The following is a 22,358-nucleotide window of genomic DNA, read 5'->3' on the forward strand; positions in this document are numbered from 1 at the left end:
ATGTTTAAACGCCCGGTTCAACCTTACCAAACATAGACCCGATCTCTTCCATCGTATACCTTGGCGTTATATGCTGCGGGCAATTCCAGTCGTACGCTTTGATATGAAACAGCATCATTCGCTCCGGACGGAATTTATAATCATGCGGTTTGAGGAGGTCGAACAATGCGGGATTGTCGGCGAGTTCCACGATCTCAGCCTCTGCATAGATCTTTAACCTTGCCCGTAGCGGATAGGAGACCATGATTAGCGATACCTTCGGGTTTGTCTGGATATTGCCGACAGAAATGTATTGCCGGTTTCCCTGGAAATCCACGATACCGACCGTTTCTTTATCGATCACTTTTACAAAGCCCTGTGGCCCGCCGCGATGCTGGATATAAGGAAATCCATTTTCTCCAAACGACGCCATATAGAAACTATCCATCTGGCTGATGAATGATGATTCGATGGCAGTGAGTCCGTCAACATAGCTCATTTTCTCGACGCGTTCATATGTGTCCCTGCTACCCAGTTTATCCTGGATGGATTTTATTACGTCGGAGAAAGCAAGATTCGAATAGTTCATGATAAAACTGTTTATTTTCAGCGGTTTGTATGATCTGTTATGCGAAGTTGTCTCATAAAACGCAGGGATGGGTAGGGAATAATTCCCGGATTGTTGTCAATTATTCCTTTTCAGGCCTCAGCCTGGCCGGATCTTTCGCGGTATTGAATGGGTGAAAGACCTTCTTTGTTCTTGAAAAAGCGGCTGAATGCCTGCAGATCCTCATATCCTAATTCGTAGGCGATCTCTTTGATCGACCGGTTCGTATAGCTGATCTGTCTCCGGGCATGGATCAGTATGCGGTCATGAATGATATTCAATGGAGCCCTGTCTGATATGATCGAAAACAGGTTGGATAATGTTTTTGGCGACTTATTAAGCCTGGATGCATAAAATGCCACATCATGATGCTCTGCAAAATGCCGTTCGACGAGATAATTGAATTCTCTGACGATATCACTCTGGCCTTTCTCCAGCTTGTGAAAGTTTGTCGATTTGCGCAGGATCCTTGCAGAAAGGATCAGCATTCTTTTTAACACAGATTGAAGCATCTCCTTCTTGAGTATGTCCGACTCTTTCATTTCTGAGATGAAATTCTCCCAGGACATTTCGTATTCCCTGATCAGGCTCTCTTCTATTGTGATTACCGGAATTCCCGAAGCTCCAAAAAACAAAAAGCCCTTGCTTCCAACTTCATTGTCATGATTAACGATGCAATAAAATGGCTGGTTGAATCTGACCATTCTGGCCGTCTCTATTTCGAGCTGATCAATTTTATGGAATTCGGTCAGGAAAATGACCTGATTTCTTTTGAGCTCGTAAGGGATCTTGTCGATCGTAATAAGCATACGATCCCCTGTATTCCAGATGAACGTCATATCAGTCGGCCGCACATTGAATACGATATCGCTATTGCCTTTATCGAGATCATATATCCCCAGGCTTTCTTTAGAATCGTTTTCGAAAACCATTCGTTTCTTTTTCCAAAAATATCCGGTTATAAGAAGATAACAATGTAATAGTTGTCCCATTTTATAATAGCAGCTTAGGGTTTTATGCCAGCTGATCATTATGTTCGCTTAATTCTTTGATTTTAGGGGATCTGTTTATTTCTTATAGGCAAATTTGTTCGTTGCAAGCAAAAGATAGCAACCCCGGACAGATTGCTATCTTTTGCTGCGTCAACAGGATCCAAACTCAAAATAGGCTCTCGCGATCTGCAATTCCTTTTCTGAACAGGATAATAACTTTGTGATCTGTAAGAAGCGATGGTGGTGAACTACATCCATTTTTTCAATCTTCGAATAAGCCTGCTGGGAGATACCCAGCATGTTCGCCATTCCTTTTTGACTGAATCCTTTTAATAAACGGAGACGTTTTAGAATATCACCGGCATACATAGTTAGAGTAGTTTAAAAGGTTTAAAAGATAAAGGGCTTGGTTGCATTAAGATAATGAAACAATACCAGCAGTAGCTCTTGTGTTGATTATTTTATGATATAACGAGATTTTTTTATCGTGTCGTGAAATCAGTGTTTTGGATTAAGAAAAAACACTTACCGTTTGGTTGTATAGTACAACCGGCATCTTCAGGTTTGTAAAAAAACAAATAAGAATTTTATCACGCTGGTAGCAGTCCGTATTTGCCTGGACGTTATCATGTGCCGCACACTTCTTTAAGTTTACAAACCTTCACGTATGCAGAATGAGTTGAGTCAGACTTTTTATCACTGGTTATCTCAATTGAAGATCCCGGTATCATTCAGTTATATTCATAAGAAATTACTTAGTCATCCTGATTACCCGTCTATGCTGGCATTTACTGATATCCTGGATGATCTGTCCATTGATAATGCAGTGTATGTGGTAGACAGGTCAGCATGGAATGACCTGCCATTCCCGTTTCTGGCTCACACTCCCAAAAATGGAGGCCAGTTCATCCTTGTTCAAAAGAATGATCCTGCTTTGATGCAAAAAGGTGGTGCGCTTGAACATTGGGAGGGTATTGGTCTTTTTGCTGAGCGTCCCGAAGGCTGGACCAATAAGGAAATAGATAAGATCAACAGGGGGCAAAGGGTAAGGAAAAATACCACCATTTCTATTTTTGTTATGTTATTGGTCCTGTCTCTTTTAACGGTGGATAATACCTCGCCGGTGAAACAGGTATTGCTGCTTGTTGCCACATTCCTGGGCGTTGGATTATCCTTGATGATACTCCAGAAGGAATTGGGTGTTCCCGGTAAATTGGTCCAAAAGCTATGCGGAAGCAACAAGGAATATTCCTGTGATAATGTGCTCCTGTCCCATGGTAGTAAATTGCTGGATTGGTTTAGCTGGACGGACGCAGGTGTTATTTTTTTTACTGTCTTTCTTCTGCTCATCACGAGGCAGAACGTTTTAGTGCCTGCTTTTTCTGTCGCGGCAGTACCGTTCGTCTTTTTTTCTTTGTATTATCAATGGAGAGTGATCAGGAAATGGTGCAGGCTGTGTCTTCTGACACTATTTGTCCTGTCGGTGCAATTTGTTTTACAAATTCCTGCCATCGGTGAGTTGTCTAATACTATTCCTCCTTTAGCAGCCTTTGCGGAAGCAGCCTTTGTATTGCTGCTGGTTTCTTCTTTATGGCTGGCATTTTTACGCCCGCTGATACAGGATAAGAAAAAGCTGGAAGAAGATAATTATGTATTGCAGCGGTTCCGGAATAACACTAATATATTCCGCTCGATGCTGGGGCTTCAGCGAAGGGTAGACACTCAGCCCTGGGAACATGATCTTCAGTTGGGAGATTCGCATGCAGCCACTCAGATCGTTGTGGCCTGTAGTCTGTATTGCGGCCCCTGCGCAAATGCACATGATGTTTTACATGAACTGGCAATAGCTAAAGGGATCGGCGTGACGGTACGTTTTTCTATCAACCCGGAGATGAAAGAAGACAGGCGTACTGTCGCCGTAACCTACTTGTTACAGGTACTGAATGGCCGATCAATTGAGTACAAAAGAAAAGCGCTGCATGACTGGTATAAGCATATGGATGCTGATAAGTTCAGGCAGCAATATCCACTTGAAGATCCTGTCGATGTAGGAAGCATCCTGACGATGCATGGAAACTGGAACAGGGACGCAGCAATCGTCCATACACCTACCATCTTTATCAATGGACGTGAGATGCCGGAGGAATATGCATTTACCGATCTGCTGGCGCTGATAAAGCCTAATGAAGTTGCACAAGCGGCTGATATCCCTGACCGGCTCTTGCCTGAAGATGCCTCAATCTAACATACCGGACCTCTATCAGGTCTGTAATGATCTTTGATCAAAGCTGTCCGTTTCCAGCATGAAAACGGGTGTATGGCCTGACACAAACAGGCAATTCTTCATCTTAAATTCAAATGAATGAAAAAACTGAAACAACTGGGAAGTCCGTTGAGCAAAGCAGCTCAGCGGCAGATCACTGGTGGGTTCACCGACGGTTCATGTTCTACCATCTGCACAGACGGTAGCAACATTGGTCTTGCTTGTTCGGGGCCTTGCGAGTGTATTGCAAATGTCCGGTGCACCTGCAATGACAACGGCTATGCCAATCACAAGTATTGCCCCGGAGTAGGAGAGCCACAGGTTCCCAATCCATAAAGTTAAACAGGGGTGTCAAACATCCCTGTTTTCTTTTAATGATAGGTAAAGACTAAAACAGGTGCCTGTTCCTGTTAGTGCAGGTGCTTTGATCTTGCAACAACCTGAAGGGTTGTTTCGTATTACTGAAATGCTCATCTTTCTGTATGAACGGATCCGGATCACGGCACGGGATGATTAGATTTGTATCCTCTTCCACACGCGCTGTATAAATTTTCAATCACGAAAAACTAACAGATGCGAAAGAATGTACTTATTACCGGCGCCAACCGTGGCCTGGGCCTCGAACTTTCAAGGCAATTGAATAAACTGGGCTATTTTGTATGGATGGGTGTACGTAATGAGGAAGCGGCGAAAACAGTGAAAGCTACATTAGCTGATCCTTCGCAGGCCGCGATCATCATTTTAAATATGCAGGATAGTGATTCGTTCAATAAAGTACATGACACTATTCTGAGTGCAGATGGTCATCTGGATATTCTGATCAATAATGCAGGCGTGATGCTGGAAGAAGATCTGATGAAGAATTCCGCAGCGTCAATTACCGCGCAGCAATTAAAAGCAACCTTTGAGGTGAATTTCTTTGGGCCTGTATTACTCACGAACAGGCTGTTACCACTGCTGCTGAAAAGTAAGGCTCCGCGGATCGTAAATGTTTCCACCAATATGGGCTCGCAGCAAATGCAGGCGATGATCCCCGAACTGCCAAAGACTTTTGCTTATAATGCCAGCAAAGCAGCCCTCAATACTTATACTATTCATTTGTCTTCTTTATTGCAGGGCACGCTGGTGAAAGTGAACTCCGTTCATCCCGGATGGGTGAAAACGGATATGGGCGGGCCATACGCGCCATTAGAGATAGAAGACGGCGTGAGATCAATACTGGAAATGGCTTTGCTCGATGAAAACGGGGCAACCGGGAAATTTGTGCATAAAGGGGAAGAAGTGGCTTGGTAGTTTAACAGGTTAATGCAATAAATATTTTTGTTGTGGACATATTCTTTGATCGATGAGCCAACATGATCTTCACGAGCCAGAAAATCAGCATCCCTGCTGATGCCTAAGATGATGATCCGTGCAAAAGTAACGCCACTCAACCCTGCATGATGCTTTCCCGGAAAGTATTACCCGTTGTTGATCGTTCACACTATAAACAAGCGTTTTTGAATATCCCTGCACGCTACTTCTTCTTTGAATTATTCATTGTCATACACATGATCTCCGGCAGATCTGTTAGTTGCATCCCTCATTTGAGCGAGGCAATTGATCGATTGTTTACTTAATGACTGTTATTGATACTCCATATATGTCATATTGCTTTCTTGATCAAAATATATTGTTGTCAGACTATCAATTTGTGTAAATTACGATACGTTAAACCTAAACCTCCAACTATGAGCATGCCAAGCATTCCTACAAGTTTTACCCATAAGTTGAGGCCTGAAACAACTTTTGATGTGGACACTACACTGGATGGCGGTCTCGATACTAATCTCTCCGGGTCATTTGGGGCCATTCACTCAGGCAGTCTTGAAACAAAAGTAAGTGGCGAATTAAAGACAGACAATGTGTTGAAGCTTACCGGTGATGCAAATCAGCCGGTGGCCACTGACAGCAAAGTTGAGATACTCAATCTTCCGCGTTTTACTCTCCAGGATATAAAAGACATGATGAAAGTGCGCATGCGCATTCCTAATTATTCCAATGTATGTGTTAAGCTCTTCGGCGTTGAAATGCTCAGCGTTTGTGTAAGTGGCGAAGGTCAGGTGATCACAGAGCCATACATTCCCAATGCAGCCGAGCGTTGCGAAACAACAGACTGTTGCGAACCGGACACAAGGCCTTTCCCGGACCGTGGTAATGTAACAGGTAATACTGCCGGTCAAAACACCGGCAACAACGGGTAAAGTGATCTTTGTAAAATCTAAACATTTCAAAATGGTAAGAGTAACATCAGGCGCTTTCCATGAGAAACTGTCTGCCGGCAACGAAGAGATAATCCTTAACGGCCCTCCCGGTGACCTGAGAGGACATATCCTTGTCAGCAATCATAATAATGATACGCTGAAAGTAAAATCATTGCCGCTATCGCAGGATCAGCAACTGCGCGGGACTGCCGGCATGGATGCCTCACTGAATTTGTCATGCAGGCTCCATCCGGGTGAAGCAAAGATGGTAGAAGTATGGCACCAGGTAGATTCCTTTACTGCTCCAGGTGAATATGAAAACACGATCATGGTGGGTGGCGAGCAACGAAAGGTAAAGATCATTGTGCAGGGCGTGATCGAGATCGATATTCACCCGCGTCATTTTGTGTTCACCGGAACCAATGCCGGTACCAGGCATACTGCTGTCTTCATGCTTTCCAATCTTGGCAATATTCCTTTTCAGGTCCCCGATGTCAAACATATAGCCGCTCTTGATATGGATCTGATCTGTCGTGCGTTTGGCATGGGTATGCGCATTGGTGGCGCCGGCGGCGCAATGTCGGCTTTGGATGAGGTGGCAAAAAACATGCATGCCAACCTGCCCGATTGGGCCAATGCAGAAATAGAAGAGAATGGCCAGGTGCTTGAACCTGGTGCAAAACAAATGATACATCTTCAGATCACCATGCCGAAGAATAGTGATGGAAAGAAAGACTATGGCGGCAATGTCAGGTTCTGGGACCAGGAGCTGACCTATATGGTGAAAGCACAGTAAAACTCAAACCTTTCCGATATGCAAAACACCACAAAGCCAGACAGCTTGCAGGCAATGATCAGTGATACGCTGTCGAAGATCGCAGATAGTTCACTTCAATCGTTCAGGCCGGTAATGGATGGAATGCTCAATAATATGTCTTCTATCAGCCAGTCTGTGAAGAATATAAATCCTGCGTCCATTAAGCTTCCGAAACTTACTAGTGATAATTGCAACTGTTGTCCGCCTGAACCAAAATGCCCGCCGCATTGCATCGCACAGATCACACGCATTGCCGCACAGGATGAACGGATCCTCATTCCCTTTATGGTGAAGAACTCCTGCAGCAAAATAAAAACATACCGGGTCGGTGTGCGTGAACTGAAAGACCAGGATGGGAATATGGCGCCATTTCAGCCGCAGTTGAGCAAGCAAACGGTTACTGTTGAACCGGGAAGGTCTGAAAGAGTTGTCATGATGATCGAGCTTGGGCAATTTGCCAATGGCGCTACTTATACAACCGAAATTGTGCTGCGCGAAAAAGAGATCAATCAGAATATCTGCTTCACACTTAAGATCGATAACGATCATCATCTCGTTACCGCTCAGCCACAGGATGAAAAACAATACCAGTTACGCTGGCAAAGCTGGCAAAGTCATTTTTACTGCGAACCGAAGAAGGATGTGCGTGCGAACCAGTAACTATTCCGCAAACAAAATTCCTGTGTAATGAGCAATGAAAAGCAAGCTTTTTCAAAGGCGCTGGAAGAAGCGCTGAATAAATCCGTTGAGGCAAACAAAGTGTTCCTGAACGAAAGCTCGAAATTCTTTCAGCAAATAGGTAAACAGGATGGAACAAAGCGGTTCAACTTCCTGAAGGGTGAAACGCTGTCCAATACGTTCGGTGAATACATGAAACTTAATCTGGAACATTTCAATAACCTGGTTGATCTTGGTGTAAGCTTTATGCGGACGGTAAATAATTCCGCTGCAACGGATAGTGACAACCATCCTTCTGAAGAGACTCCAGCTGATCAGCCAAGTTTTGTTTTGGAAAAAGAAACGCCGGCCGGTCAGCAGGTCAGATTTCAGTTCCTATTGGATAATATAAAGCAGGAAGCAGTGGCGTGTCAACTAGTACACACAGGTTTTACAGGCCCGGCACGGGATGAAGTTCTGCAGCGTTTCAGGATGGATTTTACTCCACCCGTTTTTACACTGAATGCCGGTGAATCTCATTCGATCGATATCGTTGTAGATATTCCCGCTGATGCAGCTCCGGGTCTTTATACCACGCGTGTACAGGTAAAAGGATTTGAACCTGCGCACTTTTCGGTTCAGCTTACTGTTATTGAATCACCAACGCAACCTGGTACTGATGGCGGTAAAGAAAAAAAATCAAAGCGGAAGTAAACAGCAGGAGAGCAAAACAGGAGCAGACAAGTTGTTTGACAGTCTGCATCCCAACAACATGCTCAATAATGCGCAGAAAGTGATCAATTCCGCGGTGAATGTACTGGAAGAGGAGATCGCCGCAGGCATACTTGCCGCGAAGCGCATCGAGAAGAAGATGATCAATGTGGAAGAAGTGCGTGATGACAGTCAGAATCTCATGAACAGGATCCGTAAAGACACGCATGAGGCGCTGGATATCTTCCTGGATGCATTAGCTGCATTGTCGAAACAGGTTGGGATTTTAACGGATTCCGTGTCAAAGGAAAATAATGGGGGTGCAAAGGCGGACGCTTTCAGACCGGGCGCAAATAGTTCTGTTCAGATGGTTGATCATGATGGCCCTGTGAGCGCCGGCAGTACCATCACCTTGTCATTTGTGCTGAGTGACGACACCATAAAAGTACCTGTTCAGCTCGATCTGCAAAAAACAGACTTCTCCGGACCGGATAACCAAAAGGTTCCGGTAAAAAATTTGACCGTTGATCCATCTTCCTTTCTATTGAATCCTGGTGAAGAAAAAGAGGTGACCATCCAGGTCAGACTGCCACGCATATGTGCACCGGGACAATACAACTCGATCCTGACGGTAAAACAGATGCCGGACGTGAAGGTGGTGCTCAGTTTTGAAGTACAAGAGGGAGGGGAAGAGGGAAGGAGTTTAAAAGTTTAAGAGTTTAATAGTTTAAGAGTTTAATAGTTTAATAGTTTAAGGGTTTAAGGGTTTAAGGGTTTAAAAGTTTAGGAGCGCATTTGGTGAGGTTCGTACGGTTTAGGCGGATTCGTAATTCTATCTAAGGATAATTGTAACGATCGAGATCCTTAAATCGCATAAAACTCAATTATCGCAACACCGTCCAAAACGCCCTAACCATAACTGTTAAACTTTTAAACTATTAAACCCTTAAACTATTAAACTTTTAAACTCTTAAACTCTTAATCTCTTAACTCTTCACCCCTTCACCCCCCTCCCCCCATGTCTGAACACCTCATGCGCTCCGTTCTCGAAGAGTATGGCCGGCTTACTTCGCAGGCTATGGCTCACTATATTCCGGACAAGGAGCCTAGAAAGTATTTGTATGATCTGGTGCCGGATTATCCCGGGCGGGGTGGAAAGTATTTCAGACCAGGCCTGGCGATTGCAACCGGTAACGTATATGGAGGATCGCCGGCGCTTACGCTCAACAGTGCGGTGACACTGGAGTTGCTGCACAATGCGTTCCTGATCCACGATGATGTGGAGGATGAGAGCCTTTCACGGCGGAATCGCCCTACAATGCATGAGTACAGCAGCAGATCGATCGCTATTAATGTTGGCGATGCGATGAATGCGCTGGCCATGTATCCACTGCTTAAGAACCGGGAATTGCTTGGTCCGAAACTGACGCTGGCTATCTTTATGGAGATACAGCATATGGTGATAGAGTCGGCGGAAGGACAGGCAATGGAGCTCGGCTGGCGGCAGGATAACCGGGAGGATCTTGCTGATGAAGATTACTACAGGATGATCCTGAAGAAGACCTGCTGGTATACCTGTATCCATCCCATTCGCATCGGTGCGATGATCGGTTCGCATGGGAAGGTTGATCCTGATCTGTTCAATCGACTCGGCTATTTTATGGGAGTAGCCTTCCAGATCCAGGATGATGTATTGAACCTTGTTGCGGAAGAAAAGAAATACGGAAAAGAGATCGGTGGGGATATTGTAGAAGGTAAACGGACCCTGATACTGATCCATCTTCTTGGAGCATGTTCAGCCGCCGAGCGCAAAGAGATCATGCATTTTTTATCACGGCCTATCAGGGAGCGCGACCAGCAAATGGCCACGCAGATCCTGTCGCTTATGCACCGGTATGAAAGCATTGAATACGCGAAGCGCAATGCGAAGTATATGGCAGGAGGAGCATTGAAAGAATTTTACAGCATCTTCTCGAGATTTCCATCGTCAAAAGATAAATCATTCATTGAAAGTATAATTCTTTATATGATCAATCGAGACTACTAGCATTCTTTGCCAGGGTCGGGCAGGTCGTTCATTAATAATTGCCATACTATATGCTGATCGTACGAACGTTGAATAAATATGACTGCGATGTGCTGATCGCGGGAGGTGGCCCGGCGGGTAGCGGTCTCGCATTTCATCTGGCCAGCCAGGGGTATAAGGTGATCGTTGTGGATGCTGAGTCGTTTCCCCGCGATAAGGTCTGTGGTGATGGGGTGAGCCCGATCGCTTTGGCAGAACTGCAGGCCATGGGCATTACACAAACAGAGAAGTTTGCGTCAACGAATGAGATAAAGCAGGTCGGATTATTCATTAAGAATGATAAAGTGATCATCAATCTCTCGAAGCCTGATCATCTTCCCTTTCACGCACATATCATTCCGCGGGTGGAGCTGGATCAATGGATCGTTTCCGCCGCGCAAAAAGCTGGTGCCACATACCTGGAGAATACAAGGGTGACGGGTTTTGAAATAAGATCGGGAGTGGCGATCGCGCAATTGAAACAAGGGAGAAAAAATTTTACACTCAATGCAAAGATGATCGTTGGTGCAGATGGAAGCCGGTCTGTAGTGGCCCGTCAACTCAATGGCAAACCACCAGACAGCGAGTTCCAGCTGGTGGGTCTTCGTGCTTATTATGAAAAGGTGAATGGCCCAACTGACAGAGTGGATATTTATTTCAGTGAAGAAAGTTTTCCCGGGATCTTCTGGATGTTTCCCAAAGGCCCCGCAGGTGCCAACATCGGAATGGCAATGGTCTCCAAGACGCTGCCCACTAAAACCGCTGATGTAAAGCAATTGCTGATCAATCATATTGCCAGGAATAAAGATATACGTGAGCGGATCGGCAATGGACAGATGGAGGGTAAGATCATGGGCTGGCCAATTACTTTCTATAACAGTAAAACCCGCATCATAGGAGATCGTGTGTTGCTTGCGGGTGATGCAGCTGGTTTGATCAATCCTTTAAGTGGTGATGGGATCCAGTATGCATTGCTAAGCGCAAGGTGGGCTGCTGAAACGATCAGCCATTGTCTGCAGGCAAATGACCTCTCTGTAAATGGGCTTCAAAGCTACCAGCGGCGGGTGAATGCAGAGCTTGGTTATGATTTCGCATTATCCAATCTGCTGGTACAGTTTCCCCGGAATAGATCTTTAAGCAAATTATGGATGACCATACTGGAAGTAATGATCGCAAGAGCAAAACAGGATCCGAAGTATGCAGACACCATCGCAGGCATTTTCGAAGGAACCTATCCATCCTATAAAGCGCTGAATGCTTCATTTATCCTCAATTCGGTGAAGCAGGGGGCCACTGAATTCAGCGAAGGTTTTAAAAAAGCGATGGGGCAACCGGGAGGGCTGATCGCAACAGGATTGCAGGCGACGGAGAGTATAACGGCTCTTCTGTCTGAACTATCCACTTATCAGAAAGATCATATAGACTGGATGAAAAATACATTGGGCAAGACGGCGAAAGTAGCCGCCCATATCATCACACGAATGAACGCTAATGGCCGCTGATCGGCCGGTGATAGTTTGACCGGAGTAATGGAAAGGAAGGTTTGCCGGAAAGCTTGAGCGCCGGATTTTAATTTTATTCTAATATGTTCGAGGTTTTTTTGGGTGTTTTGATTTAGTGGGAGCGTATATTATATTTATGCCCCAAACCACCACTGAATCATGAAGAAAACCTTATTCTTTGTCTGTACTCTTGTACTTTGTATCTATTCTGTTTTTGCAAATGATTATGATAAAGCCTGGGAAGCGCTCCACCGGAATGACCGAAAGAAGGCTGCCGAATATCTCCAGAAAGCGCTGAAAGATCCGGCCTGCGCTACGGATGCTTATGTAACGCTTGTGTATCTCCATACTTTTGAGGGAAATGAGAAGACGGGAAATGATTTTACTGAAAAGATCATCCGGCCGCTCAAAGATGCAAACCCTTATCTCTATGCAATGTGGTTCCGTCAGCCGGTTCTTGGTGCCTATGGAAAAAAAGAGGCCGCCAGCCAGGTCGAACTGCTGAATACTATTTTCCAGAACCCCGGTATTAATGGGTCGGTTAAAGCAGCGGCGCACTATGTGAAAGGATCTCATCACCTTTCTTCCAATGAATTTGAAAAAGCGATGGCGGAATGGGGCCAGGTTGGCAGTTTTATCGACTGGCAGTTTGCAGGGCCATTTGAGAATCTGTCCGGAACCGGTTTTTATAAAGATCATGGACCGCTGGCCCATCCGGAAAAAACGGCGGTTTTCTCGGGGGTTAACAAAGCCCCGATCAACTGGTTCAATCCCGCTTCGAGCAACAGGGATGCCTGGAAGTTTGTCAACTATCATGTGCCTAACAATACCGCGATCATTTTCGCCCAGTCGTTCATCTACTCTCCGGATGATAAGGAGATCATTTTGAATGCCGGCGCAAGCGGATCGCTTAAAGTCTGGTTGAACGATGCCCTCGTCCTGTCCGAGTCAAAAGAACAGGTAACGGAACTCGACTATTACAGGGCAAGCTGCAAATTGAATAAAGGCTATAACCGGGTGCTTGTGCAGCTGGGATATTCCAATAGCACGACAGCAAATTTTATCATCAGGGGAACCGATGCAAATGGTAATGTTATCAACGGGCTGAAAGAAGTGAGCTCCTATCAGCCGTATGTAAAGGCTTCCGCTAACAGCAACCCTGTAGAAATAAGCCATTTTGCGGAGACCTATTTCAGGCAAAAAATAAAAGCACAGCCTGCCAATCCTGTCAACTATATTTTGCTGACTCAAGCGCTTCTGCGGAATGATAAAGCATTTGAAGCCCGCAAAACGATCGAAACGATAGTTAAGAAGTTCCCTGATAATTCCCTGCTGCGTTTTGAATTTATTCAGTGCCTGTTAAAAGATCAGAATAAAACATTGCTTTCACAGGAAATAGAAAGGCTTAAAGAAAAAGACCCGGAATGCCTGCTGACCTACAAGCTTAACATTCAGCAAATGCTGGAGGAAGAAAAGTACGAAGAGGCAGAAGATCTTTATATGAAAATGATCCAGCTTTACAGGGAAACGGGTGAAACCGTCAAAACGAGGATCGAGATCCTGAATGCAAGAAAGAAATATGACGAAGCAGTGAAACTTGTTCTTGATGGCTATGAAAAATATCCGCAAAATTATTCATTTGTGCAGATGATGTTCAACGTTCAGAAGAACTCCTATAAAGACATTGATAAAGCGCTCGGAGTGTATGAGAAATACCTGAACGAAAATTTCTCTTATGCACTTTTGAAGCAATTAGGGCAGGAATATATGGAGCAGGGGAAGAGGGAGAAAGGGCTGGAGTGCTGGAAGCGTCTGTTGGCAATGTTTCCCTATGATACAGAACTGCTGACAGATATGGCCCGCTACTATTATCAGCAGCAGGACTATAAAACAGCTTCGAAATATTGCGATACTGTTCTGACTATCGCACCGTTTGTAGCGAACTACTGGAACAATCACGCCGTGATCTCAGAACAGGATGCGCAAATGGATGCCGCGCTCACCTCCTATAGAAAGACGCTTGTCTTCGATCCGAACAAATATGAAACGCGGAAGAAATTACGGGAGCTGGGAAAGAAGAAGGACCTGTACAAGCAATTTCCGGAGACGGATGTGTATGAACTGATCAAAAAATCTGCCGGCAGGGAAGTGTCGAAAGACTACGGGTTCTCTTACCTGCTGGATGAAAAGCAGGTGATCGCTTATGGTGAAGGGGGCGTCGAAGAGTACGTTACGCTTGTGATCAAAATAAACACCGAAGCGGGAATTGATAAGTGGAAAGAAAGCTACATTCCTTATAATTCGTATTCCCAGACATTGCTGATTGAAAAGGCAGAAGTGGTTAAAAAGAACGGAGGCAAACATCAGGCAGAGAAAGACGGGAGCGATATTGTATTTACCTCGCTGGAAGCGGGAGATGCGATCGTGATCAAATACCGCCTGCAGAATTATTCTTCCGGAAGATTGTCTGCTGATTTCTGGGACAGGTTTGTACTGAGCTCGTTTCAACCATCAGGCATCGTCCGCTACAGCCTGCTGATAGACCAGTCACTGCCGCTGAAATATGAAATGACGAATACTGATCTTAAGCCGGTGATCAGGGATGTTGATGAGTTTAAAATGTATACATGGCAGGTGAATGATCTTTCCCCGGTTGAGTCAGAGCCTTATATGCCGAACCTGACCGATGTCTCTCCTGCACTGCATATATCCACCGTGAACTCATGGGATAAGATCGTGGAATGGTATAGTGACCTCAGCCATTACAGGATCGAGGATGAATATGAGCTCAGGGAAGTGTACGACTCTATTTTTGCAAATACGAAGAACCTGGCGCCATTGAAGAAAGCGGAGAAGATCTATAATTATATCCAGCAGAATATCCGGTACAGTCACATTTCATTCCGCCAGGGAGCTTATATCCCTCAAAGGCCTTCCGTAACGTTAAACACGCGCCTGGGAGATTGTAAGGATCTTTCCTCGCTGTTTGTCTCTCTTGCAACGATGGCTGGCCTGAAAGCAAATATGGTGCTGGTAGATACAAAGGATAATGGATTGAAAGAAATGACCCTGCCGAGCCTGGAATTCAATCATTGTATCGTATTGCTGCAGGTGGACGGGCAGCAGCTGTATCTTGAACTGACCGACAATGAGCTGCCATTTGCAAGCCTGCCATATAATGTCCCCGGGGCAATGTCGCTGATCATTCCAACCTACAATGTTGAACCGGCCAAAGGTGCATTACAGCCTGTTGCGGCAGTTGGCCGTACTTCTGACAGGGTACTCCGGAAAGGCACGATCGGGTTTGACGGATCTGATCTTAAGATGGATGTTGATATCGTAAAAACGGCAGCATTGAGCAGTGATCTTCGTGCTAATTATAAAAACCTAAGTGAAGAAAAGCAAAAGGAAAAACTTCAGGGAGCGATCAGCGGCAGCTTTAAAAACCCATTAAGCATTTCTAAGGTCAATTTTAACGGATTGGAATCTGCGGTTGACTCGGTTTCCTATTCCTACTCATTTGTAGTGAAGAATGAACTGATCGAAGTAGGGGATATGAGCATGGTCCGTATTCCTTTCGGAGATGTGGTTGCAACGCTTGATAACTTCTCTAAAGAAAAACGGGTGTTCCCGCTTGAGTACTGGCGCTATGAAGATGCTGATACGTATGAAACGAGTATTACGATCAATGCTCCGGCAGGTAAAAAGCTGATCGAGATCCCCAGGTCAGAATCATTCCAGTTTGGCTCAAGCACCTACTCGATCGAGTTTATTGCGGATGGAGATACGAAGCTCCAGGTAAAACGGAAAGCACGGATGAACAGGCAGGATATCGGAGTGGGGGACTATGCCGGCTTCAAAGAGTTTTTCAACAAGATCATAAAGGTGGAGTCAAAGTATATTGCGTTTAAATAAATAGACCCGAAAGGACTGATCACCGCGATTGCAAAGGCCTCAGCGGATCGATAAGATCTGTTGAGGCCTTTGCAATCATGAGAAGCTGATTTCATCTGTATGCGTTTAGCATGGGATCAGGTTATTGTCGACGTTCAAAGGCGGAACCTTTCGTTGCATCACCCGACGTGTGATCTTCGTGTAAGCTGCGATGCTCCTGCGCCAGTCTCCAACTGAAGAAGCTTTCAATTATTTCACAGACACCTCGATGAGACCGCCATTCGTGAATACATCATGCCCGACAAAATACCCTTCCAGTTTTTTCCCATTCAGGGAGATCCCGGTCATATTTCTTCCATTTCCCAGCTTCCTGATCGTCAGCATTTTTCCCGTTGAAGTTTTCCAGTTCACTTCGTCGAACAGCGGTACCGAGATGATATATTTGTCGTCTGCAGGAGAGAAAGGATAAATTCCCAGGGAGGAGAATACATACCAGGAAGACATTTCACCGGCGTCATCCATACCGCAGAGTGCGAGCCCATCTTTCCCGATGCCGTAGAGCGAGCGCATGATCGTGTCGAGGATCTTCTGTGATTTCTCCGGCTTACCGATAAAATGGTAAGCAAATGGCGCTTCATGATCGGGTTGATTACCGTGGCAATACTGTCCGATCATGCTTTCTACGTTACGCGCGATATGCGTGGGGTTCCAGGGGAGTGTATAGAATGAGTCAAGTTTCTGTTCAAACCTGTCTTTTCCTCCATATAGCTTTATCAGCCCATCCATATCATGGGGCACATAGAATGATACCTGCCAGGCATTGGCTTCCCGGAACATGTATTCATAGTACGGATATTGCGGATCAAAATTCTTTATCCAATCGCCGTTAGGTAATCTGCCACGCATGAACCTGGAAGAGGCGTCAAATACGTGCTGATAGTTTTTTGATCGTTTCATCAGCATTGCATAGTTAGCTGTGTCTCCCAGCTTTTTTGCAAGCAGTGCGAGCGAATGATCGTCATAGGCATACTCGAGTGTTTTTGATACACCGGCTTTGCCTTTGGTTTCAACCCAGGGTTTTTCAACGTCAGGGTCGCTGATATATCCCTTCTCTATGTATTCGGCAATATGGGGACGGGTTCCACCCTCAATAGTAGCGTTTCGCAGGAGCAACTGATAAGCGCCGTTGATGTCAAAGCCATCAATTCCGCGGAGATATGCGCCAGCGATCAGGGCAGCGGCATGATCCCCATGAAAAAAAGTAGGAATGAACCCTGTTTTATCTCCCATGTCTTTCAGGGAACGAATGATGTCTCTCGTGACGTCCGGCAGTATGATCATGGAAAGAACTTCACGGTTACGGTATGTATCCCACAGCGAAGGAACCGTATAATAGCGATAGTCGATCCGACCTGTCCGGTCCTTTGCATCCCTGTAGTCGCCATTCACATCGCTTCTCAACGCGGGCCAAAGAAAAGAACGGTATATAGATGTATAGAACAGTTGTTTTTCTTTAGCTGTTCCTCCTTTTAGTTTGACGGTCGAAAGAAGTTTTTCCCAGGTGTTGTTTCCCTCGTTGCAAATCTCTTTAAATGATCTGTTCCCGATCTCAGTTTGCAGATTCAGTTTTGCGTTTTCTATACTCACAAAGGAGAGTGCGAGCTTCATTTCCACCGGTTTGTCTGTTCCGTTTTTCAGATGTACGATGGCAAAGCCCTCTTTGCCGTTCCCGTCTTGCTTTTGTAAACTGTCCACCGCTGTATTCAATAAGGCATAGAAGTACATTTTTCCTTCACTCGTTTGCTGATGCCCCTGCAGGATATTCTTGTCAACCAGTTGTATTTCCCAGGAGGAGACCCTGTTGTTTGAACGGGCAAGATCGAACAGGATCTGCCTGTTCTTATTGTTTTGGTATATGTATTGATGATACCCGCAGCGAAGGGTGGAAGTGAGGCTTACGCTGACCTTATAATCATCAAGGAATACCTGGTAGAATGCTGGTGAAGCTTTTTCTTTTGTGTGAGAGAAACGGGAGGAGAACTGGTTGTTGCTCCGTATTGCATTTGATAAAGGTAGTACGGGAATATTGCAAAGGTTCCAGTGTCCTTTATTTGTGTGTGCAAAGCCGTAGATCAGCGAGTCTTCATATTCATATCCTGCGCCGGAACCGTATTCGGTGATCGGGCTGAGCTGTACCATGGCATTGGGAAGCGAGCTTCCGGGATACACAAGGCCTGCCCATGAGCGCCATCCTTCCGGTAATTTGTAACCAAGAATAGCTGAATCTGTTAACGGCGCTGTTCCGATGAATGTGTTCACATACTTTGTTAGTGACTGGGCTTTACTTTCTTCAAGTGAAACTATGGTGATCAGGATGAAGCAAGCTGCAATATACTTACGCATGGGAACTATTTTGAATAAGGAACATGTAGTGAGGGGGAGTAGCGGGACATAAACATTAAAGCCTTTCTTAGCGTCATGCTGCCTGATCCGTAAAAATATGCTGGTCAGGAGTAAACGTTAAGAAAGGCGCTGGATCGATCAGTCTATGAGGTTCAGTTTTTTTAACGTTGCCAGTGACTCCATCAGCATGGCACCGCTGAGTTGTGTAGTAAGGTCGGTGCTGTTACCCGGCATTTTATCCCAGGCAGTGTTGAATAGTATGAGTGATTTGTTGGTCGCCTTACTCCAGAGACTTTGGCCATTCTTTAAGAGGAAGGAAATGTAGGTTTGTTTTTTGTCGGCAGGGAGGTCTCCGTCAATGATCAGTTTTGTAAGATAGCGGACAAATACGCCTTTGAAAAGTCCGCCGTCACCACCGCCCTCATCTTTGAGTACTGAGTTGCTGGTCAACTGCCCGGAGCTTACCGCGTAATCTGTGGCTTTGATGGCGTCATTCTTAAATGTTGCGTCTGCTGTGATCTTGTAGAGTTCCAGTGCAGCGCCAAGAAATGTTCCCTGGTTATAAGTGAATTTCCAGGAGAGGTTTTTATTGCCGGTCTTATCGATGTTATCATATACCCAACCGCTCGCGGCTTCATACAGGACCGTCTTCTGCCACGCATAGATCTTCTTTGCCCAATCAAGATCATCTGCGTTATTGAATTGTTTGTACAGTCGTGCAGCGAGTATCGCAGCAGGCAGATTGGATGGTGCGTTCTTAGATGGATTGTCTTTTCTCCACCAGATGCCGCCACCGAGGTCAGCGCTCCAGCCTTTTTTGATATCTGTCCACAGTGTATTGGTAATATCCCTGTAAGCGTTGTCATTTGTTGCCTGGAATGCCCGGAGGCATGCGAGGGCCATCCATTCCATATCGTCATAATAGTAGTTCAGCCAGGTGTTACCATTTTTTACACGAACGCCGGTCATGAGGTCGTCCATCCTTGCTTTTAAAGCAGGTGAGGGCGTTCTGAGATAAGCATCAACCAGTACATCGAGCGCGTGCGCATTTGGCCAGTAGTTGCCCCAGGCAGAAGATGTATTGCTGTTCAGGTAGACTTTATCTGATGCCGACCAGAAATAGTTCATCGACAGTTGTGCAGAGTCTGCTACTTTGATCCAGTCATAATTTACCGCCGGACCGCTGCCGGATGGTGGCGGAACAGGCCCGTCATCATCTTTTTCTTTCAGGCAGGATGTAAAGAGGGATGCGGAAAAGAAAAGAGGTATGCTGATTTTGAAGATATCGGCTGGTTTCATAACCCGGTATTTTTTGATTCCAGAAATTGTTTGAACAAATGAACGCTGGTCATGGGCACCAGCGTTCCTGCCTGCTTAACGATTGCCTGTCTGTAAGATGATCACTTCTGATAATTCTGTGTGTAAGCTGCATCGCTGCCGCGAAGGGATACCCAGAAGTTCGCAACGGTACCCTGAGGCAGATAGTTGCGATCGAATTTCCATCCCCAATCCCACTGGCTGTTATTGTTAGCCGTGAAGTTGATGGTGCGGTACGCTTCGGAGCTTGGATACTGTCCATCCTGACCGGCGGGGTCTCCAAAGTTCGAGTTCAGCCACTGGTCTTTGTTTCCTGTACCTTCGTCAATCACCATCAGGTATTTATAACGTTCGTCAAAACCCCAGGGCATTTGCGTGTAAGCAACCGTAAATCCATTTCTTCTCCATACACCATTCGATGTATAGGGAAGTGTTGTCCAGAACGTATTGCCGGCGCTGTACCAGAGTTTTACTTCTTTTACTTCAGCATACGATGCGTTGATATTATTAAAGTCGAGCCTGATGCGCATGATCTTTTCTGCGCCTGCGAATGTGCTTTCACTTCCCATGCCGATCGCATTGACTCCGTTATCATCAAAGATGTAATATGATTTTGGCGTGCCGGAAGTGCCGTCCACGAATTTGTAGGTGCCTGCTTTCAGTTTGCTGTAGATCTCAAAGACGCCTGGGGAGACCTGTCTCATTTTCATTGCGTTTGCCAGCGCATCTCCGTTCTCTGTTGCGGAACCTGTTAAGTATAATGATCCGGGTAATACGTCAAAGCCTCCGGGTCTTTCCAGTTCAATCACTCTCGACATGGCTGCCTTCTTCACATTCGTTCCCTTCGAAGCAAGCACAGTCCACTTGAATTTCTTTTTCTGGAAGAATACGGAGCCACCAAGCTCTGCGATCTTATTCAGATCGCCATGCGTAAGGGTAAGTTTATTATTTACACCCCTGTTGTCAGACACTATTGTGTAGAAAGGCTTGGAGAAGTCGCCGCTTTCCTGGTCGAAGGATACTTCGTAAAGAACAAGTGAGCCATCAGCGGCTTTAGCCTGTTCCCATTCGAAAGTAACGGACTGCCCGAGTGCCGGCTTCAGGGTTATAGCTTCGCCATCAACGGGAGTGAAGAGGTTTTTTACTTCGGTCAGATCCATGTTCAGTTCTCTTTCGTCTTTTTCGCATTTGGTGAAGAAGACGAGGATGAATGAAAGGAGAGCGATCCTGCTCATCAACGTATGTTTCATAGCAATCGTTTTAGTTTGTTTAATAACCATTATTCTGTGAGAGGTTTGTATTCAGTGCGCGTTCATTTGGAGGTACGGGCCAGAGGTAATGCTTTTGTGCATCGAACTGGCGGAGTTGAACACGCAGGTATCCGTTGTCAATCGATGCTTCTCCGAATCTTGCACCGTGGATCCAGCCGTTCAGGACTGTCTCCGCAATTTTCCACCGGCGGATATCATCGATACGCAGGCCTTCCATTGCAAATTCTGATCTTCTTTCATTGCGGATCAGATCCGTCATGCCTGTTGCGCCAGGGAAATTAAGTGCCCCTGCGTCTGTGAACCCTGCTCTTTCGCGCAGTGCGCGTACTGTTTTATTCCAAACTTCTTCCGTCATCTGACCGGCTGCTTGTTTTGCTTCAGCATACATCAGCAACACATCTGCATAACGGATCAGGTAAAGGTTCAGGCCGGAGCTGAAACCTGGCGCTGTTGATTTAGGATCCCAGTATTTTCTCCAGTAGTAACCGGTTGCGGTTCCCTGACCAGCGGGACTGTATTCATTTGCTGTCTGGCCTGCGGGACCTGTTCCGGGTTTAATATAGATGCGTTGTGTACTTCCGTCAGGATTCTGCCAGTTGTAGTTGTCATAAACAATGGAAGCCGTCAGTCGTGGATCCCGGTTAACGTATGGATCGTTTTCGTTATAACCCGAACCGGTTTGCCTGATAGCTCTTCCGTTCAGCATAATGTAACTGTCAACCAGCTCCTGGGTGGGAGAGAGGTTGTTGCTTCTTGCTCCGGCGGAGATCGGCGCAAAGTCGATATAGTCTCCCCATGTGCGGAGACTCGGCACGTATTGAAGAGCCAGTAAGGTTTCATTATTCTTTCTGTTGACCGTGTTATTGCTGAACAGATCTGTGTAAGAAGGTACGAGGCTGTAGGTGCCATTTGCTGCCTGGTTATTGATCAGTTGTTCGCAGACTGCGATCACCTCTGGCATCCGGTTGCCTTCGTAAAGTAAGACGCGTGCTTTTAAAGCCAGTGCGGCGCCTTTCGTGATCCTGCCATTGTCACTGTCGCTGTAACCTTCCTTATTGGGCAAAGCGGCTGCGGCGGCGTCAAGTTGTTCCAGTATAAAGGTGATCACTTCTGCTTTTGGAGAGCGACCGATCGTTTTTGCCTGGTCCGGGGTAATATCTTCTTTAAGCAAAGGAATATCTCCCCACCACTTTGTCAGGTTGAAATGATGCCATGCACGGATGAATGTAACTTCTGCTTTCATCCGGCTTTTTAAGGCGTCAGTCAGTGTTTGATTCTGATCTACGTTCTTCAGAAAGATATTGCATGACTTGATGCCTGCATAATAGCCGCCCCACTCATTCTGAAATCTTGGTAAAGAGCTGGTGAAATTCCCGCTTGCGATCGCATCGGGCTGCCCTGCATTGATACCAAGCCTGGTGAACGCATTATCTGATAATGATTCATTATAGAAAACCGGCTGGCTGGAATAAATACTCATGTAGATATTGTTCAGCGCATTGCTTACATTTTCTGATGACTGCCAGAAATTGAGTTCTGTAAACCGGTCCACAGGAGCAAGATCCAGCTTCTTGCAGGAGGAGATTGCTGCCGCAAGAACAAAAATCAGGATGAATTTATTTTTCATAAACATATCG

18 protein-coding genes are annotated in these 22,358 nt (G+C 45.7%); 11 read left to right on the forward strand and 7 right to left on the reverse strand.

Annotated features, from left to right (window positions below; all coding sequences use genetic code 11):
* Positions 1-4 precede the first annotated feature (4 nt).
* The 3 genes from LZZ85_RS03885 to LZZ85_RS03895 all read right to left on the reverse strand — a co-directional run bounded on the left by LZZ85_RS03885 (position 5) and on the right by LZZ85_RS03895 (position 1,947).
* Complete coding sequence (locus tag LZZ85_RS03885) at positions 5-568, reverse strand: pyridoxamine 5'-phosphate oxidase family protein (RefSeq protein WP_237868630.1); 564 nt, start codon at positions 566-568, stop codon at positions 5-7.
* Positions 569-678: 110 nt separating this feature from the next.
* Positions 679-1,518, reverse strand: a complete 840-nt coding sequence (locus tag LZZ85_RS03890; protein ID WP_237868631.1) for an AraC family transcriptional regulator — start codon at positions 1,516-1,518, stop codon at positions 679-681.
* A gap of 210 nt (positions 1,519-1,728) precedes the next feature.
* On the reverse strand, positions 1,729-1,947 hold the full coding sequence (locus LZZ85_RS03895; protein ID WP_237868632.1) for a helix-turn-helix domain-containing protein: 219 nt from the start codon (positions 1,945-1,947) through the stop codon (positions 1,729-1,731).
* Positions 1,948-2,245: 298 nt separating this feature from the next.
* Here LZZ85_RS03895 and LZZ85_RS03900 point away from each other — a divergent pair, with 298 nt between their 5' ends.
* The 11 genes from LZZ85_RS03900 (at position 2,246) to LZZ85_RS03950 (ending at position 15,751) form a co-directional block, all read left to right on the forward strand.
* Entirely contained in the window at positions 2,246-3,823 is a 1,578-nt protein-coding gene (locus LZZ85_RS03900) for a vitamin K epoxide reductase family protein (protein WP_237868633.1), read from the forward strand.
* A 117-nt stretch (positions 3,824-3,940) separates the two neighbouring features.
* Positions 3,941-4,177, forward strand: coding sequence for a hypothetical protein (locus LZZ85_RS03905; protein ID WP_237868634.1), 237 nt, complete (start codon positions 3,941-3,943; stop codon positions 4,175-4,177).
* Positions 4,178-4,414: 237 nt separating this feature from the next.
* A complete protein-coding gene (locus LZZ85_RS03910) occupies positions 4,415-5,134 on the forward strand; it encodes an SDR family NAD(P)-dependent oxidoreductase (RefSeq protein ID WP_237868635.1) in 720 nt (239 codons plus the stop codon).
* 437 nt (positions 5,135-5,571) lie between these two features.
* Positions 5,572-6,084, forward strand: coding sequence for a hypothetical protein (locus LZZ85_RS03915; protein ID WP_237868636.1), 513 nt, complete (start codon positions 5,572-5,574; stop codon positions 6,082-6,084).
* Between the two features lie 31 nt (positions 6,085-6,115).
* Positions 6,116-6,880, forward strand: a complete 765-nt coding sequence (locus LZZ85_RS03920) for a hypothetical protein (RefSeq protein WP_237868637.1) — start codon at positions 6,116-6,118, stop codon at positions 6,878-6,880.
* Between the two features lie 18 nt (positions 6,881-6,898).
* A complete protein-coding gene (locus tag LZZ85_RS03925; RefSeq protein ID WP_237868638.1) occupies positions 6,899-7,561 on the forward strand; it encodes a hypothetical protein in 663 nt (220 codons plus the stop codon).
* Positions 7,562-7,588: 27 nt separating this feature from the next.
* The gene (locus LZZ85_RS03930) at positions 7,589-8,272 is read left to right on the forward strand and encodes a COG1470 family protein (protein WP_237868639.1); all 684 of its coding nucleotides are present in this window, start codon (positions 7,589-7,591) and stop codon (positions 8,270-8,272) included.
* The gene (locus tag LZZ85_RS03935; RefSeq protein WP_237868640.1) at positions 8,238-8,984 is read left to right on the forward strand and encodes a COG1470 family protein; all 747 of its coding nucleotides are present in this window, start codon (positions 8,238-8,240) and stop codon (positions 8,982-8,984) included. Before LZZ85_RS03930 ends, LZZ85_RS03935 begins: the two co-directional genes overlap by 35 nt.
* 303 nt (positions 8,985-9,287) lie before the next feature.
* Positions 9,288-10,316, forward strand: coding sequence for a polyprenyl synthetase family protein (locus tag LZZ85_RS03940; RefSeq protein ID WP_237868641.1), 1,029 nt, complete (start codon positions 9,288-9,290; stop codon positions 10,314-10,316).
* Positions 10,317-10,366: 50 nt separating this feature from the next.
* Positions 10,367-11,836: a geranylgeranyl reductase family protein gene (locus LZZ85_RS03945; protein WP_237868642.1), complete on the forward strand. Its 1,470-nt coding sequence runs from the start codon at positions 10,367-10,369 to the stop codon at positions 11,834-11,836.
* 159 nt (positions 11,837-11,995) lie between these two features.
* Positions 11,996-15,751 (forward strand): DUF3857 domain-containing protein, encoded by a 3,756-nt coding sequence (locus LZZ85_RS03950; RefSeq protein ID WP_237868643.1) that lies wholly within the window; start codon positions 11,996-11,998, stop codon positions 15,749-15,751.
* 228 nt (positions 15,752-15,979) lie between these two features.
* On the opposite strand, the gene LZZ85_RS03955 is transcribed toward LZZ85_RS03950, so the two are convergent.
* The 4 genes from LZZ85_RS03955 to LZZ85_RS03970 form a co-directional block, all read right to left on the reverse strand.
* Positions 15,980-18,133, reverse strand: a complete 2,154-nt coding sequence (locus LZZ85_RS03955) for a GH92 family glycosyl hydrolase (protein WP_237868644.1) — start codon at positions 18,131-18,133, stop codon at positions 15,980-15,982.
* A 138-nt stretch (positions 18,134-18,271) separates the two neighbouring features.
* Positions 18,272-19,432 (reverse strand): glycoside hydrolase family 76 protein, encoded by a 1,161-nt coding sequence (locus LZZ85_RS03960; protein ID WP_237868645.1) that lies wholly within the window; start codon positions 19,430-19,432, stop codon positions 18,272-18,274.
* Between the two features lie 101 nt (positions 19,433-19,533).
* Positions 19,534-20,700 carry a SusE domain-containing protein gene (locus tag LZZ85_RS03965; RefSeq protein ID WP_237868646.1) on the reverse strand — a complete coding sequence of 389 codons (1,167 nt, stop codon included), beginning with the start codon at positions 20,698-20,700 and terminating at the stop codon, positions 19,534-19,536.
* Between the two features lie 19 nt (positions 20,701-20,719).
* Positions 20,720-22,348: a RagB/SusD family nutrient uptake outer membrane protein gene (locus tag LZZ85_RS03970; protein WP_237868647.1), complete on the reverse strand. Its 1,629-nt coding sequence runs from the start codon at positions 22,346-22,348 to the stop codon at positions 20,720-20,722.
* Positions 22,349-22,358 lie beyond the last annotated feature (10 nt).

Origin of the sequence: Terrimonas ginsenosidimutans (assembly GCF_022012415.1) — a bacterium.
GTDB classification, from domain to species: domain Bacteria; phylum Bacteroidota; class Bacteroidia; order Chitinophagales; family Chitinophagaceae; genus Terrimonas_A; species Terrimonas_A ginsenosidimutans.

What these genes read in the sequence shown, in the direction of transcription:
- LZZ85_RS03945 (WP_237868642.1), top strand. Translation starts at nt 10,367, where the DNA reads ATGCTGATCGTACGAACGTTGAATAAATATGACTGCGATGTGCTGATC.
- LZZ85_RS03900 (WP_237868633.1), top strand. Translation starts at nt 2,246, where the DNA reads ATGCAGAATGAGTTGAGTCAGACTTTTTATCACTGGTTATCTCAATTG.
- LZZ85_RS03930 (WP_237868639.1), top strand. Translation starts at nt 7,589, where the DNA reads ATGAGCAATGAAAAGCAAGCTTTTTCAAAGGCGCTGGAAGAAGCGCTG.
- LZZ85_RS03920 (WP_237868637.1), top strand. Translation starts at nt 6,116, where the DNA reads ATGGTAAGAGTAACATCAGGCGCTTTCCATGAGAAACTGTCTGCCGGC.
- LZZ85_RS03885 (WP_237868630.1), bottom strand. Translation starts at nt 568, where the DNA reads ATGAACTATTCGAATCTTGCTTTCTCCGACGTAATAAAATCCATCCAG.
- LZZ85_RS03910 (WP_237868635.1), top strand. Translation starts at nt 4,415, where the DNA reads ATGCGAAAGAATGTACTTATTACCGGCGCCAACCGTGGCCTGGGCCTC.
- LZZ85_RS03970 (WP_237868647.1), bottom strand. Translation starts at nt 22,348, where the DNA reads ATGAAAAATAAATTCATCCTGATTTTTGTTCTTGCGGCAGCAATCTCC.
- LZZ85_RS03905 (WP_237868634.1), top strand. Translation starts at nt 3,941, where the DNA reads ATGAAAAAACTGAAACAACTGGGAAGTCCGTTGAGCAAAGCAGCTCAG.
- LZZ85_RS03940 (WP_237868641.1), top strand. Translation starts at nt 9,288, where the DNA reads ATGTCTGAACACCTCATGCGCTCCGTTCTCGAAGAGTATGGCCGGCTT.
- LZZ85_RS03935 (WP_237868640.1), top strand. Translation starts at nt 8,238, where the DNA reads ATGGCGGTAAAGAAAAAAAATCAAAGCGGAAGTAAACAGCAGGAGAGC.
- LZZ85_RS03895 (WP_237868632.1), bottom strand. Translation starts at nt 1,947, where the DNA reads ATGTATGCCGGTGATATTCTAAAACGTCTCCGTTTATTAAAAGGATTC.
- LZZ85_RS03890 (WP_237868631.1), bottom strand. Translation starts at nt 1,518, where the DNA reads ATGGTTTTCGAAAACGATTCTAAAGAAAGCCTGGGGATATATGATCTC.
- LZZ85_RS03955 (WP_237868644.1), bottom strand. Translation starts at nt 18,133, where the DNA reads ATGCGTAAGTATATTGCAGCTTGCTTCATCCTGATCACCATAGTTTCA.
- LZZ85_RS03915 (WP_237868636.1), top strand. Translation starts at nt 5,572, where the DNA reads ATGAGCATGCCAAGCATTCCTACAAGTTTTACCCATAAGTTGAGGCCT.
- LZZ85_RS03925 (WP_237868638.1), top strand. Translation starts at nt 6,899, where the DNA reads ATGCAAAACACCACAAAGCCAGACAGCTTGCAGGCAATGATCAGTGAT.
- LZZ85_RS03965 (WP_237868646.1), bottom strand. Translation starts at nt 20,700, where the DNA reads ATGAAACATACGTTGATGAGCAGGATCGCTCTCCTTTCATTCATCCTC.
- LZZ85_RS03960 (WP_237868645.1), bottom strand. Translation starts at nt 19,432, where the DNA reads ATGAAACCAGCCGATATCTTCAAAATCAGCATACCTCTTTTCTTTTCC.
- LZZ85_RS03950 (WP_237868643.1), top strand. Translation starts at nt 11,996, where the DNA reads ATGAAGAAAACCTTATTCTTTGTCTGTACTCTTGTACTTTGTATCTAT.